This is a genomic window from Haloglycomyces albus DSM 45210, assembly GCF_000527155.1.
Lineage (GTDB): Bacteria > Actinomycetota > Actinomycetes > Mycobacteriales > Micromonosporaceae > Haloglycomyces > Haloglycomyces albus.
Genome location: NZ_AZUQ01000001.1, coordinates 578,489 through 592,164 on the forward strand (window position 1 = coordinate 578,489; position 13,676 = coordinate 592,164).

Annotated in this window: 11 protein-coding genes; 4 read left to right on the forward strand and 7 right to left on the reverse strand. The window is 62.0% G+C overall.

Features of this window, described 5'->3' with window-relative positions:
• Positions 1 to 260 precede the first annotated feature (260 nt).
• Complete coding sequence (locus HALAL_RS0102865) at positions 261 to 650, forward strand: phage holin family protein (RefSeq protein ID WP_025272557.1); 390 nt, start codon at positions 261 to 263, stop codon at positions 648 to 650.
• A 123-nt stretch (positions 651 to 773) separates the two neighbouring features.
• Here the strand turns inward: HALAL_RS0102865 and HALAL_RS0102870 are convergent, their stop codons facing one another.
• Positions 774 to 1,556, reverse strand: coding sequence for an IclR family transcriptional regulator (locus HALAL_RS0102870; RefSeq protein WP_025272558.1), 783 nt, complete (start codon positions 1,554 to 1,556; stop codon positions 774 to 776).
• 763 nt (positions 1,557 to 2,319) lie between these two features.
• Between HALAL_RS0102870 and HALAL_RS0102875 the strand changes: the two genes are divergently transcribed.
• The 3 genes from HALAL_RS0102875 to HALAL_RS0102885 all read left to right on the forward strand — a co-directional run bounded on the left by HALAL_RS0102875 (position 2,320) and on the right by HALAL_RS0102885 (position 6,869).
• Positions 2,320 to 3,315: a polyprenyl synthetase family protein gene (locus tag HALAL_RS0102875; RefSeq protein ID WP_025272559.1), complete on the forward strand. Its 996-nt coding sequence runs from the start codon at positions 2,320 to 2,322 to the stop codon at positions 3,313 to 3,315.
• A 102-nt stretch (positions 3,316 to 3,417) separates the two neighbouring features.
• A complete protein-coding gene (locus HALAL_RS0102880; RefSeq protein ID WP_025272560.1) occupies positions 3,418 to 3,882 on the forward strand; it encodes a hypothetical protein in 465 nt (154 codons plus the stop codon).
• A gap of 47 nt (positions 3,883 to 3,929) precedes the next feature.
• Positions 3,930 to 6,869 carry a tetratricopeptide repeat protein gene (locus tag HALAL_RS0102885; RefSeq protein WP_025272561.1) on the forward strand — a complete coding sequence of 980 codons (2,940 nt, stop codon included), beginning with the start codon at positions 3,930 to 3,932 and terminating at the stop codon, positions 6,867 to 6,869.
• A 50-nt stretch (positions 6,870 to 6,919) separates the two neighbouring features.
• Here the strand turns inward: HALAL_RS0102885 and nuoN are convergent, their stop codons facing one another.
• From nuoN to nuoI, 6 genes are read right to left on the reverse strand one after another with little or no spacing between them, the layout of a single operon-like run.
• A complete protein-coding gene (nuoN, locus tag HALAL_RS0102890; protein WP_025272562.1) occupies positions 6,920 to 8,506 on the reverse strand; it encodes an NADH-quinone oxidoreductase subunit NuoN in 1,587 nt (528 codons plus the stop codon).
• A 12-nt stretch (positions 8,507 to 8,518) separates the two neighbouring features.
• Complete coding sequence (locus HALAL_RS0102895) at positions 8,519 to 10,072, reverse strand: NADH-quinone oxidoreductase subunit M (protein ID WP_025272563.1); 1,554 nt, start codon at positions 10,070 to 10,072, stop codon at positions 8,519 to 8,521.
• Entirely contained in the window at positions 10,069 to 11,973 is a 1,905-nt protein-coding gene (nuoL, locus tag HALAL_RS0102900; RefSeq protein WP_025272564.1) for an NADH-quinone oxidoreductase subunit L, read from the reverse strand. The genes HALAL_RS0102895 and nuoL overlap by 4 nt, the downstream gene beginning before the upstream one ends.
• Before the next feature lie 14 nt (positions 11,974 to 11,987).
• Entirely contained in the window at positions 11,988 to 12,287 is a 300-nt protein-coding gene (gene nuoK / locus HALAL_RS0102905; RefSeq protein ID WP_025272565.1) for an NADH-quinone oxidoreductase subunit NuoK, read from the reverse strand.
• Positions 12,284 to 13,069 (reverse strand): NADH-quinone oxidoreductase subunit J, encoded by a 786-nt coding sequence (locus HALAL_RS0102910; protein WP_029767279.1) that lies wholly within the window; start codon positions 13,067 to 13,069, stop codon positions 12,284 to 12,286. Before HALAL_RS0102910 ends, nuoK begins: the two co-directional genes overlap by 4 nt.
• Positions 13,062 to 13,676, reverse strand: coding sequence for an NADH-quinone oxidoreductase subunit NuoI (nuoI, locus tag HALAL_RS0102915; protein WP_025272567.1), 615 nt, complete (start codon positions 13,674 to 13,676; stop codon positions 13,062 to 13,064). The genes HALAL_RS0102910 and nuoI overlap by 8 nt, the downstream gene beginning before the upstream one ends.

A 13,676-nucleotide genomic window follows, 5' to 3' on the forward strand; every position in this document is an offset into this window, starting at 1 on the left:
TCGTCGAGTGGGAACCACGGTCAACGACCGCCCACCCGGCGATGCCGGAGTCATTGACGTTCACCTGCGCCGAGTTACGGGGCTCCGCGAACTTCGCCTGCCGTCACGGAGATGGAGTGGGCGCCGGAAGGTCCGGAGAACGTGGCACGGGAAGCCGTTCAGCGCGTTTTCGCGATGATTATCGGCCGCCATCGCGCAATGGAAGCTTACGACGTGTCCCGGTTTCATTTACGCAGCCTTGCTTTGGCACTATTACAGTCATGAAGATTCTCTCCAAAATAGCGGTCACCGCCATCGCGGTCGCCATTGTGGCCTGGTTGTTGCCGGGAATCGATCTGGAACTCACCGACGCCTCGCTCGTGGAAAAGATCCTCACCGTCGCCGTCATCGGTGCGATATTCGGGGTCGTCAACTCGGTTCTGAAGCCGCTGATCAAAATCGTGGGCTGTGGTTTCTACGTGTTGACCCTCGGGTTGATCTCGCTTCTGGTCAACGGTCTTCTCCTCATGTTGACCGCCTGGATAGCGGGCGAACTGAATCTGCCCTTCGAGGTGGACGGTATCGGGTCGGGGATCCTCGGCGCTCTCCTGATCGGCGTCATCTCCTGGGTCATCAACCTTCTGCTCCCCGACTCCGTCTCCGGAGATTAACGAGGCTTGCGAAGGCGAGTGGAGGTGCGGCCGGGCACCTACGTTCCGGGGCATCAGGTCGTTCTCCGCGGCTCTCGTGCCGTCCGGTCACCGGACTGGGGCGCGGGGGCCGCGGTCGATCGGTCAGCGGCCCACGAAAACCGACATTTCCCGTGCCGCTCGCGTCAGTCGCTTGGTGATCAGCGGTTTCCATCGGCTCATGTGTTCGGTGGGGACGGCGGTCGCGATCGAAATCGGGTTGCGCTGCTGATACAGCGAGGGAACCAAGACCGCCGCACAGGAGATATCGGGCCGGTACTGTTCCATTTCGAGGTACACGCCGCGATTGCTCGACACCCGTAGGTCGTAGTCAAGATGCGGGTAATCGGTCACGGTGTTTCGGGTGAACGGACGCATGCCGTATTCGCCGACGTAGTTGAGTCGTTTTTCCTCCGGCAAGGTGGCCAGTAGGGCTTTGCCGAATGCGGTCGCGTGTGCGCCCTCGTCAAAGCCGACCACCAAATCCTCCACATGTGGACTGCGTTTACCTTCGATGACGTCAACCAGCGTGACCTTTTCATCGATCATCGAAGCGAGGAAGACCGAGTATCCGGTTTCCGAGACCAAGCGATTGACCAGGCCGTTAATGTCACCCGGCCCCGACAGCGATCGGGTCAAATCGGAATACCGCTGAGTCACTTGGGTGCCCAGCATGAAACGACCGTCTTCGCCGTGCATGACGTATCGTTCCTTCACCATCGTGCGGAGCAGGTTGTAGGCGGTGGCTCTCCCCAGCTTGAACTCATGCGCCACTCGTTGTGCTGAAACTCCGTTCGGGTGGCGTCCGATGAATTCCATGATGCGCAGAGCGCGCTGTACGCTTTGAATGGTTCCGCCGGCACCACCTGGTTTCTTACTGTCCCCCATGTAAGTACACGTCCTTTTAGCCTTATAGGTTGCGCGCCGTTGGCAATGGTCGGCTGCCCCACCGCAGCTGGAAACTCGTTCTACGGCGTCTAACTATATAAACAACTCCGGTTTGTGTTGTCCGTGAGACGGGTGCACCATAGATATCAGTGAACGCGTGACTGCAATTCAATCACGTTCACACCGATCAACTCAACTCACATGGTTCGACCTCCCACCTGGTCGTTCCTCCAAGGGAGTTGGTTTCCGTTTCTGCGAGTGTCGGTTCAGCAGAGGCGGAAACCAACTTTTCCCATAGAGCTGTGGTGGTGGCTCCGAGTCCCCACCCATATCGCATTCCACCACCACAGCTCATCTCCCGCATTCGCGGGATCTCTCCCTTTGCCGGGGAAAGTCCAATTTCAGCCGCGGTCGTCCACGGTACGGGTCGAAGGGGCACGTTCCCCAATCACCGGTCACTACACGACAACAGTCAATGTGGTTAAGAGGACACTATACAGGAACGAATCCCCGTAAACCAGCCCTGAGCGGCCTCCTCCCCCCATGTCCACAGACATTGGTCCACGGTGCCCGGCTCCCGACCGACCTTGATCCGGCCGCTTGCGGATAACGGGAGTTTCCACAGCGCTCGGGCACCTCGCACCCACCGGTACATGTCTTGATGCGAATTTCCCTCTGTTGGCTGAACCGGGGCCTTATCACCGACCTCCCTGAATCGCTGATGCGTTACGACATGCGCGCGAACACAGGTTAAGGTAGGGGGGTGGCAACCACGGAGCAAGCCCAGAACACACCCATGTTCACCGACCCCGAGTTCGCGCAATCGGTGAGCGCCGCGCTGAGCGACATCGAAGACGGCCTTCTACGCGCGGTGGACACCGAACATCCGCTACTCCGCGAGACCGGTGCGCACCTCATCAACGCGGGTGGTAAGCGATTCCGCCCCCTTCTGACCCTGACCGCCGCGCAGCTGGGAGACCCGGAGGCCCCCGGCGTTCACGACGCCGCCGTCGCCCTCGAACTCACTCACCTCGCCACGCTTTACCACGATGACGTCATGGACGAGGCCAGCAAACGACGCGGGGGTCCAAGCGCCAATCAACGTTGGACGAATTCCGTGGCGATCCTGACCGGCGACCACCTGTTCAGCTTGGCCGCACAGATCATGGCCACGTTGGGGCCACGCGCGGTGCGCTACCAAGCCGAAACCTTTGCCCGACTGGTTCGTGGCCAGATCAATGAGACGATCCCGCAGCCGGACGCCACCAACCCCATCGACTGGCACCTGGATATTCTGGCCGAAAAGACCGGTTCGCTCATCGCCTGCTGTGCGCATTTCGGGGCCTGGCTGTCGGGAGCCCCCGAGTCGCAGGTCAAAACGGTCGGATCCTTCGGCGAAACGGTCGGAGTGGCCTTTCAGATCGCCGACGACATCATCGACGTCTCCTCCGACAACTCCGGTAAGACTCCGGGAACCGACCTTATGGAAGGGATACCGACCCTGCCGGTGCTGTACGCCCTGCAAGGCACCGACCCGCACGAGGCCCGCCTGCGCGAACTGGTGTCCAAACCCGTCGCCGCACAGGACTTGGACGAGGCGCTGTCGTTGCTTCGCCGTTCGGAAGGTCTGCGACAGGCCCGCAAGACCCTGGACGGATATCTGAACCGAGCACGGGAGCTGGCCGATTCGCTTCCGAAGGGGCACACGCAACGTGCATTCTGGGACATCTGCGATTACATGGCCGACCGCCAGACGTGATCGATTACCGTTCCCGACCTCCGGCCATCTCGGTACCACCCGGGGATGTCCGGCCTCATTACACTGAATTGGAAACAATTCGCAGTGAGAAAGGGCGTTGACGTGCGCGTACGATACCGCCGTTCCTGGGCATGGCTCTTCATCGGGCTCGGTGTCTTCTCCGCAGTATGGGTGACGTGGCTGATGTTTACGACGCTGGAAAACATTCTTGTCGTACAGTTGTTCGTTTCCGTCATACCCGTCGTGGTCGGCATACTCATGCTGAACCGCCCGTACTTTTATTACCATCCGCACGACAACCAGATCATCATGGCCGGTCTCGGGTTCGTAGCGTATAAATACCCGCAGTTGACCTGTCGATGTCAGCGCCTCGACATCGTCAACGGACGCATCGTGTTGGTATACCTCGACGGTGAGGTTGAGAAGACACCGATTGCGAGTACCATGGCCAATCCGGAGGACTTCAAGCGATTTACCGATCAACTGGGCCGCAAACAAAACGCGGAGAACGCCGACTACCGGTCCCACGACCGGTGGATAGAGCGGGTTGTCGGCAACGATGGCTGAATTCCGGCCCCCAATCGCCGCTACCCCAGCCGTTTTGAGGAAACAGCATGATTTTCAACAGTGACGATGAGATTTGGAATCTGATCTGGACGGTCGACGAACACCCTGACGGCGAGGATAAAATCGCAGTCCTCGGGGACGCGCTGGAGTCGGCCGAGCGTTCCCACAACGACGAGCTGATCAATTACTGTCTCGTCGACCTGATGGTGGCCTATGTCTGCTCACCGGACGCGACCCGATTGGTGGACACCTTTCGCCGCCTTCAGCAACGCTGGACCGAGCAGCCCTCCTCCTTCGACAGCTACCTCACACATCGCTACCTCTGGGGACACAAGTGGGTCCTCAACGCCCTGCGCGACAATCCGGACGTCCCTTGGCCGGAAGTGGAAGAGGCCTGGCACGATCTCAAGGAGGCCTATAAGGCCAACGGCCACTCACTGAACGCCGTTTACCTGGAGGAAGCCAAGATCGCCCATCACATCGGTGACGGCGACCGCGTCAACGCGGCGCTGGAGCAGGCCGACCTCCACGAGCCGGACGAACTCAGCGATTGCCACGCGTGCCGCATGAAACAGCTCGCCGATCTTCTGTGGGATTCCGACGCGCCCGCCGACACCATCACCCCGCATCTACGCTCGGCCCTGGAAGGTTCCGACGCCTGCAGTTCACAGCCACAGGGCGCACTGGCGGCTGCGATGTTCGCCCATGCCCTGACCGAGGAACCGGACCAGGCCCGCAACGCGCATCTGGAAGGCTACGCCCTCACTCGAGGTCGCGGCGACCTGCTGGACTACGTTATCGAGCACCTCCAATTCTGCGTGGTGTCGGGCAATGAGTCCCGCGCCGTCGACATTCTTACCGAACACGCCCGACTGCTCTTCGGTCCCCTGAATCCGGCCGTGGAACTGAGCCTGTACAACGTCCTGTCTCTCCTCTGCCGCCGGCTCATTGAACTCGGGCACAAGGAATACCGGATACCCGGTCCGTACGAGAAATCCTGGAGCGCCCTCGATCTGCTCCCCTTCGCCGACGAACGGCGCTACGAACTGTCGCACCGCTTCGACCGCCGCAATGGAAACGCGCACCGTACCGTGGCGTCGGACGACGTGGCGAACTTCGGCCGCCTTCCCATCGCCGTCCCACTCGGATTCAAAAACGTGCGGCCCACCTCCGACAGCGCGGTGAAAACCGAGACGTCTCCACCCGAATACTCCGAAGACGACCTCGACGAGGCGATACTCGAAGCGCAACAACGCACCGACCAGTTTCTGCCCCGACAGACCGTCGCCTGGGAAAAGGTCGGCGAAATCTCCCATCGGCTGGGCGTCGAACTGCACGGATCCCTGGAAGCACAGGTGGCCTACGCCAAAACCCACACTCTCTACGAACCGCACGAGACCCTACCGGAGCTGGAGCGGATCTTCGAGCTTTTCACCGAGGCCGACCTACCCGGACGAGCGCTCGCTCTGCAGGTGGAGATTCTCTCCGAATCGTTCCATCAATCGCCCCATCAGGTCTTGGAGGCGCTGGAACTGGTTCGCAAGCGGGCCGAGGAACTGTACAGTGACGGACGCATCGACGAGCGCGATTACTACTCGGTGCGTGCGACGACGTTGCGGGTCGAAGCGGGGCGGATTCATCAACTGGTGATGTCCGAGGAAGAGGAACCGGCGCGGCTGCTGGCTCTCTACGATCGAGCCACGGAACTCGATTCGATTCTGGAGACCTTCGCACACCGGTGGGCCTACTTCCGTCGCTGCGACGTCCTTGACCTCGCGGCAGGGTTGACCGAAGACCACGACCGGCGAGTGGAGATTCTGCGAAAGGCCTATGACCTTGCCCTGCTGTCGGAGAACCCGGGTGTGCTGAACCGTATTTGCATGAACCTCTCCACCACGTACATGGGGTTGGAACAACCGGTCAACGCCGTTGCCATCGCCGAAAAGGGCGTCGAGGAGATCGGCCCGTACATCCACCCCGGTATCGTGATCACCCTCTACAACGTTCTGGCCGAGGCGCACGGATGGCTGGACGACGAGGACGAGTGCCAGCGCGCCTGCCTGAAGATGGCCGAATGGGGCGACGAGCACGACATTCCCAGCGGCGGCCTGGTCGCTCGCCACATGATGGCGTTGTCTCTCCGGCGTCAAGGTCGGCACCGCGAGGCGATCGACTATTTCGAAGCCGTTCTACCCGAGGTCGATGAGGAAGACGTGGGGCATCTGATCAATCTCAACGCCCACTTGGCCGAGATCTACGAGGAGATCGGCCAGGCCGAATCGGGGCTGTACCACGCGAACCGAGCGTTGGCGATTATGGAGGAGAACCCCGAGCTGCAGGTCGAAACGCTGTGGGCCAATAGCCTGTGGACGGCAGCGCAGCTGTTGCAGTCGGCGCAGCGCTACGACGAGGCACTGGAGATGTTTCCTCGCGCCGCTCAAGCCTTTGAGCGCGACGGGGCCTTTCAACTGTGGGCTCGGGCGTCCCGTTCGGTGGCGTGGCTGTTGGTAGAGCCGCCCGGACTCCCGATCGAGGCGATGCCCACCGCGTCCGAGGACGAATTCACCAAGGCGCTGTCCACCATGGCCTACATCGCCGAACGTCTGTTGGAGGAGGCTCGCGACGAATCGGCCGCGGAGGCCTATCGGATTCAATGCCGCGTCGAGTTGGGCCACACCTATCGGCAGCACGCACAGTTGCTGTATCGCTCGTTGACCAAGCAATTGGGGCGCACCCCCGCCGATCGAGAGGAGATCGCTCCTCTCTTGGAATTGGAGCTCAAGGCCCGGGACGCCTATTTGGAGGATCCGGCGTTTCCCACTCAGGCGGTTGAAGCGGTGGAGAACGCCATGATCCTCCTGTACTCGGCCGGTTCGACGTCGGAGGCCGACAATCTCGGTAAACAGATGTTGAGTCGACTGTCGGGGGAACACGCGGCGGCCGGATCGGCCATCGAAGAGTGGTTGACTCAGGGTTTCGACAGTTGACGGTCATGCGGACCGCATCGCGGCGGCCCGCATGACCGTCTCACGGTGAACTATTGGGCCCTGGCGAGTTCGATGAACTGCCCCGCGCCATCGGCAAGGTCGATGAGCAGGCCCGGAGCCACTCCGAGCAGGAGGGTCGCCATGACGCCCATGGCCACCACGGAACCGGCCATCGGACTGGGCATACTGATGTGCGGGGCGTCGGGTGCGGGCTCGTTGAGCCAAATCAACACGACGATTCGCAGATACGGGAACGCCAGTATCGCCGAGGACACGATTCCCACGATCACCAGGGTCATCTCCCCCGCCGACACGCCGGCGGCGAACAGCCCGAATTTGGCGGTGAATCCACTGGTGAAGGGTATGCCCGCCAGGGCCAGCATGAGGACGGTGACCACCAGTGCCAGCAAGGGATTGTGTTTACCCAAACCGGCCCAGCGGGACAGGTCGGTCGCTTCGTTGTCTCCGTCGCGCACCAGCGAGATGACGGCGAAGGCGGCGATCACCGTGAATCCGTAGGCGACCAGGTAGAACATGGTCGCTCCAACGGCGTCTCCGAGGGCGATGACTCCAATGAGGAGGTAGCCCGCGTTGGCGATCGACGAGTAGGCCAGCAGCCGTTTGATATTGCGTTGCGTGACCGCCCACAGCGCGCCACCCAGCATCGTCGCCACGGCGACGACGGTGAGAATGAAGTGCCAACTGGCCACCGAATCGGCAAAGGCCATATTGAAGACGCGCAACAGGCCTCCGATGGCGGCGACCTTCACGCAGGAGGCCATGAGCGCCGTAATGGCACTCGGCGCCCCGGTGTAGACGTCGGGCGTCCACATGTGGAACGGCACTGCGGCGGCCTTGAACAACAGGGCCACCGCCAGCATCGCGACACCGATGTAGAGGATCGCGCTGGGCTGTTCGCTCACTTCGGCCGCACCCGCGATTCCGGGCAGGGCCACGTTGCCGGCGAATCCGTAGACCATGGCCATGCCGTAGACGAAGAACGCCGAGGCGAAAGCTCCCAGAAGGAAGTACTTGAAGGCCGCCTCTTGACTGATGAGCCGCCGCCGTTTCGACAGGCCGCACAAGAGGTAAAGCGGAATGGACATGATTTCCAGGCCCACGAACATGGTCAGGAGGTCTCCGGCGACGACGAAGATCATCATTCCGGACAGCGCGAACAGCGTCAGCGGGTAAATCTCGGTCGCCCCCACCAGACGACGTTGCTCGATGTCGGCGGGTGAATCGGCCACCACCGCGGCCTGGGCGACGAAGTCCCCGCCTTTCACCGTGCGTTGTTCGGCGATGAACAGGGTGGCCACCGCCGCCAATACGACCAGGGTGGCCTGCAAGAACAGCCCGGGCCCATCGATGAGGATGGGAGCCAGGAACTCCTCCTGACCCGTGGGACCCCATACGGTGAAGGCCGCGCCTTCCGTTCCCCACAGTCGCACGATGGAGAACAGTGACAGGGCCATGGCCGCCAAGCTCAGAGCCAGATGCAGTCGCGAACGCAGTTCGGCGGTGGGTTCGGGATGTGTGTTGCTGCGTATGAAGGTTTCAACGAGCAAGCCGATGAACGCCGCCGCGAAGATGATGGCGATGGGCGCGAGCCCATTCCAGTGGATTATTGTCTCCATGAGGCACTTGTCCTAATCTTGGTTCGATTCGGCTTGGGCCGTGTCGGTGTCGGCCGTGTCCACGTCGACGTAGGTCAGGGTGTGGTTCACTGCCGGTTCAACCATGTTGACCAAGGGTTGTGGAAAGAATCCAAAACCGAGTATTGCCACGACCAGGGGCGTGACCAGAGCTTTTTCCCGGATCGTGAGGTCCCGGCGCATGGCGGGGATGTCGTCGAGCGCGATGTTGCGCTCCCCCTGCATGGTCCGCTGATACATCCACAGCACATAGGCCGCGGCGAGGATGATGCCGAGGGTGGATATGACCGCCACCGGTTTACTGGCGGTGAAGGCTCCCAGCAGCACCATGAATTCGCTGATGAACGGTGCCGTTCCGGGAAGGGACAGGGACGCCAGTCCGGCGAATAGGAAGATCCCCGCCAAGAGCGGCAGTGTCTTGGCGGCGCCTCCGTAGTCGCCGATGCTCGCCGACTTGCGGCGCAGCGTCAACATACCGACCACGATGAACAGCAGTCCGGTGGCGAGGCCGTGGTTGAACATGTAGAGGACCGCGCCGGTGGCCGCCGAGGTGGTGAATACGAAGATTCCCACGCCGATGAATCCGAAGTGGGCTATCGACGTGTAGGCGACGAGGCGCTTCAGGTCGCGTTGTCCGATGGCGACGAAGGCCGCGTATACGATACCGATGACGCTCATGGCGATGACCCACGGCGCGAAGGTTTCCACCGCATCGGGGAACATCGGGAGCGCGTAACGCAGAATGGCGAAGGTGCCGATCTTGTCCATGACTCCCACCAGGAGTGCGGCAATCGCGGCCGGGGCGGCACCGCCGGCGTCGGGAAGCCACGTGTGGAAGGGGAAGAAGGGCGCCTTGATCGCGAAGGCGAGGAAGAAGCCGAGGAACAGCCAGTTCTGCAGGCTTCCGGCACCGAGCTGTAGGGCGGCGTCGTTACCGTCGGCTCCGACCAGGGCGGCCCACTCGAAGACGCCTCCGGACTGTACCCATACTCCGATCACGGCGACGAGCATGAACAGCCCGCCGATGAAGGAGTAGAGAAAGAACTTGACCGCGGCGTATTGCCGACGGGGTCCACTGCCGTAGGAGCCGATGAGGAAGTACATCGGGACCAGCATGACTTCGAAGAAGATGTAGAACAGTAGGACGTTGGCGGCCAGGAAGGTCGCCAGCATGCTCGCTTCCAGCGCCAGTATGAGCCCGAAGAACGCCGGTACGGATCGGTGCACGGCGTTGAGATCGCGCCAGGCGGCCAGGACGGCGATCGGAGTGAGCCCGGCCGTCAGGAGTACGAGCATGAGTGCGATGCCGTCTATGCCCCAGGAGAAGTTCAAATCCCAGGCCGGTATCCACGCGTACGATTCGGTCAGCTGCAGCCAGGCGGCGTTGCCGCCGTAGTCGAATTGGAATGCCGCGATCGCGGCGAGCGCGGCGGTGGCCATCGCCACCGCAAGCGCGGTCCATTTGGCGACGTCGGCTTTGGCACGTGGCACGAGGGCCACGGCGAGCGCCCCCAAGGCGGGGAGCGCGACGATGCTAGTGAGTATCATTGGAACACCACCACGAAGATGCTGGCGAGGAGAATGACCGCACCAGACAGGACGGACAGGGCATAGGATCGGACGTAGCCGGTCTGGAGGTTCAAGGCACGACGTGAGAGTCCTCCGACGGTGGCGGACAGTCCATTGACGACTCCGTCGACTCCGCGTGCGTCGAAGGCGACGGAGGCTCGGGCGGCGAAGACGCTGGGGCGTTCGAAGACCGCCTTGTTGACGAGTTCTCCCCCGAGGTCGGCGCGTGCGGCGCGGACGGGGAAGGCGGCCGCCTGTGGTGCTTCATCGGTTCCGCTGCGGAAGAACCACCAGGCGAGTGCGGTGGAGGCGACGACGGCGACCAGCGTCATCACGGTGACCTCCATATGGCTGAGCGACCCGTGGATGGCTTTCGGATCGGCGGTGACGACCGGCTCCAGCCAGCCGGGCAGGCGAGTGTAGAGGAGGTAGCCGCCGGCAAGTGATCCGATGGCCAGGAGGACGAGGGGGCCGACCATGATCGGTCCGCTCTCATGTGGTTTGACGTCGTCGTCCCAGCGTTTGGGCCCGTGGAAGGTGAGGATGAACAGGCGGGTCATGTAGAAGGCGGTGAGGGCGGCCCCGAGAAGTGCCGCCGACCCGAGTATCCAGCCTTGGGCTCCTTCTTTGGCGAAGGCGGCGTGGATGATCGGGTCCTTCGAGAAGAAACCGGACGCGGGCCACATTCCGATGATGGCCAGCCATCCTGTTGCGAAGGTGCCGTAGGTCCAGGGCATGACCTTCCAGAGTCCTCCGAAGCGCCGGATGTCGGTCTGGTTGTTCATGGCGTGCATGATCGACCCGGAGCCGAGGAACAGGTTGGCTTTGAAGAAACCGTGGGCGAACAGGTGTATGAGGCCGAGGATGATCGCTCCGCCGCCGAGTCCGACGGCGAGGAACATGTATCCGATCTGGCTGACGGTCGACCAGGCCAGAATGCGTTTGATGTCGTCCTTGGCGCAACCGATGATCGCCCCGAACAGCAGCGTGAAGGCGCCGATGGCGACGACGGCGGTCTGCACGGTGTCGTTGAGGCTGAACAGCACATGGCTGCGGGCGATGAGGTAAACCCCGGCCGTCACCATGGTGGCGGCGTGGATCAGAGCCGATACCGGAGTGGGGCCTTCCATGGCGTCGGGCAACCACGATTGGAACGGGAATTGGCCGCTCTTACCGCAGGCGGCCGCCAGGAGGCACAATCCGATGAGAACGGTCATGCCGGTGCTGAGTCCGTCGGCGTTGGCCGTGACGGTGGCGAAGTCCAAGGAGCCGATCGTGGCGATGAGCGCGAAGATGGCGATGAGAAAGCCGACGTCGGCCACTCGATTCACCAGGAAGGCCTTTTTACCGGCGGTGGCGGCCGACGGTTTCAACTGCCAGAAGGAGATCAGCAGGTAGGAGGCAAGTCCGACGCCTTCCCAGCCGATGAACGTCATCATGTAGTTCCCGCCGAGCACGAGAATCAACATGGCGGCGACGAACAGGTTGAAGTAGGCGAAGAACTTGCGGCGGTCCGGATCGTGGGCCATGTATCCCACCGCGTAGATGTGGATGAGCGATCCGACTCCGGTAATGAGCAGGACGAATGCCGCACTGAGCGGGTCGAGTAGAAGACTCGCCTGAATGTCGACGTCGCCGACGGTCAGGAACGTGTAGAGCTCGCTGAACACCGCCGTCTCGCTGAGACCGGCGAGGGCAATGGTCTGGGCCAATCCCAGTCCGAACGCCGCCGCCACGGTGGCGACTCCGAGCCAGTGGCCCCATTTATCGGCGGCCTTTCCGGCCAACAGCAGCGCGATCGCCCCTGCGGCCGGTAGAGCGATGAGCAGCCAGGTGAGGGACAGTATCCCGGTCGGGCTGGCATAGATTACGTCGTCCACGGTCTATCCTCGCATTAAGCTTTCAGTAGATTGGCGTCGTCAATGGAGGCGGATCGGCGGGAACGATAGATCGCCATGATGATCGCGAGTCCGACGACGACTTCGGCTGCGGCGACGGCCATGACGAAGAACGCCATGACCTGTCCGTCGATGGTTCCGGTGGTGCGGGAGAAGGTGACCAAGCTCAGGTTGGCGGCGTTGAGCATGAGCTCCACACACATGAACACCACGATGGCGTTGCGCCGCACCAGAACTCCCACAGCTCCAATGGAGAACAGTGCGGCGGACAGGATCAGGTAGTACTCGGGATTCACTTGGAACTTCCTTGCGTATTCTTCGGGGCCGCTTCGGTGTCGCTCAGTTGCCGTTGAGGCACGTGTTCCGATATCGAGGAACCGGCAACGGAGCCGTCCGGCAGGAGCGCCGGCGTGGCCGTCGAGGACGAGGTGGCGAACACCCCGGGACCCGACTGTGGCCCGGGATAATTGCCTTCGGCGAAGCGCTCGCGACTGTTCTCTTTTTGAGTCTTGGCCGGCCCGTACTTCGTGACATGGGCGAACATCAAGGCGCCCATGGCGGCCACTGTGAGCAGACCGGCGATGATTTCGAAGGCGAACACGTAGGTGCCGAAGAGACTGTGCGCGATGGCGGCGATGTTGGACGGGTTCCCGGCCGACGTCACGACTTCCGGTGGACCGGTGGGTGAGACGACCAAGCCGGACACCGCGTGTGCGATACCTCCCGACAGGAGGAACGACAGTCCGATGCCGAGGCTGACGGCGGCGAGACGCTGTCCCCGCAACGTCTCCATAACCGAATCACGACTACCGCGACCGAAGAGCATGAGCACGAACAAAAACAGCATCATGATCGCGCCGGTGTACACCATGATCTGGGTAAATCCCAGGAACGGGGCCGACTGCATTATGTAGAACACGCCCATGCACAACATGGTGCTGACCAGCATGAGGGCGGCATGGATGGCCGAGCGGGCGAGGACAAGGCCAATGGCTCCGCCGAGGGCGATCGGCGCGAGAATCCAAAACGCCACGGCTTCCCCGCCGGACGCGGCCATCAAGCTTGCGGTGTCATACATTTTCGGCGCTCCGTTCGCCGTCGGTGTGCTGGTCGTCGGCGGAACTCTTCCGTTGCCGCAGCATTTCGCTGAGCTCGACGGGCGAGTACTCGGCCCCCTGGGAGGCTCCCGGATTGTCGGTCCCGGTCCCGTAATACGCCTTTTCACTGTCGCCCAAACGCATCGGGTGAGGCGGCTCCTCCATCGATTCGGACAGCGGAGCAAGCAGTTGCTCTTTGGTGTAAATCAGTTCACGCCGGTCGTCGGAAGCCAGCTCGTACTCGTTGCTCATGGTGAGCGAGCGGGTCGGGCAGGCTTCGACGCAGAGTCCGCAGAAAATGCAGCGGGCGTAGTTGATCTGATAGTCCTTGGCGTAACGTTCTCCGGGCGAATACCGTTCGGCCTCGGTGTTGTCCGCACCTTCGACGTAAATCGCGTCGGCCGGGCAGGCCCAGGCGCACAATTCACATCCGATGCACTTCTCGAGCCCGTCGGGATGCCGGTTGAGGACGTGACGTCCGTGGTAGCGAGCCGCCACCTTCGGAGGCCGGTCGGGATAATCCTCCGTCACCTGCTTTTTGAACATGTGTTTAAAGGTGACGGTGAAACTCTTCAGTGAACCCCACAT

What these genes read in the sequence shown, in the direction of transcription:
- HALAL_RS0102870 (WP_025272558.1), bottom strand. Translation starts at nt 1,556, where the DNA reads ATGGGGGACAGTAAGAAACCAGGTGGTGCCGGCGGAACCATTCAAAGC.
- HALAL_RS0102885 (WP_025272561.1), top strand. Translation starts at nt 3,930, where the DNA reads ATGATTTTCAACAGTGACGATGAGATTTGGAATCTGATCTGGACGGTC.
- nuoI (WP_025272567.1), bottom strand. Translation starts at nt 13,676, where the DNA reads ATGTGGGGTTCACTGAAGAGTTTCACCGTCACCTTTAAACACATGTTC.
- HALAL_RS0102895 (WP_025272563.1), bottom strand. Translation starts at nt 10,072, where the DNA reads ATGATACTCACTAGCATCGTCGCGCTCCCCGCCTTGGGGGCGCTCGCC.
- nuoN (WP_025272562.1), bottom strand. Translation starts at nt 8,506, where the DNA reads ATGGAGACAATAATCCACTGGAATGGGCTCGCGCCCATCGCCATCATC.
- HALAL_RS0102910 (WP_029767279.1), bottom strand. Translation starts at nt 13,069, where the DNA reads ATGTATGACACCGCAAGCTTGATGGCCGCGTCCGGCGGGGAAGCCGTG.
- HALAL_RS0102865 (WP_025272557.1), top strand. Translation starts at nt 261, where the DNA reads ATGAAGATTCTCTCCAAAATAGCGGTCACCGCCATCGCGGTCGCCATT.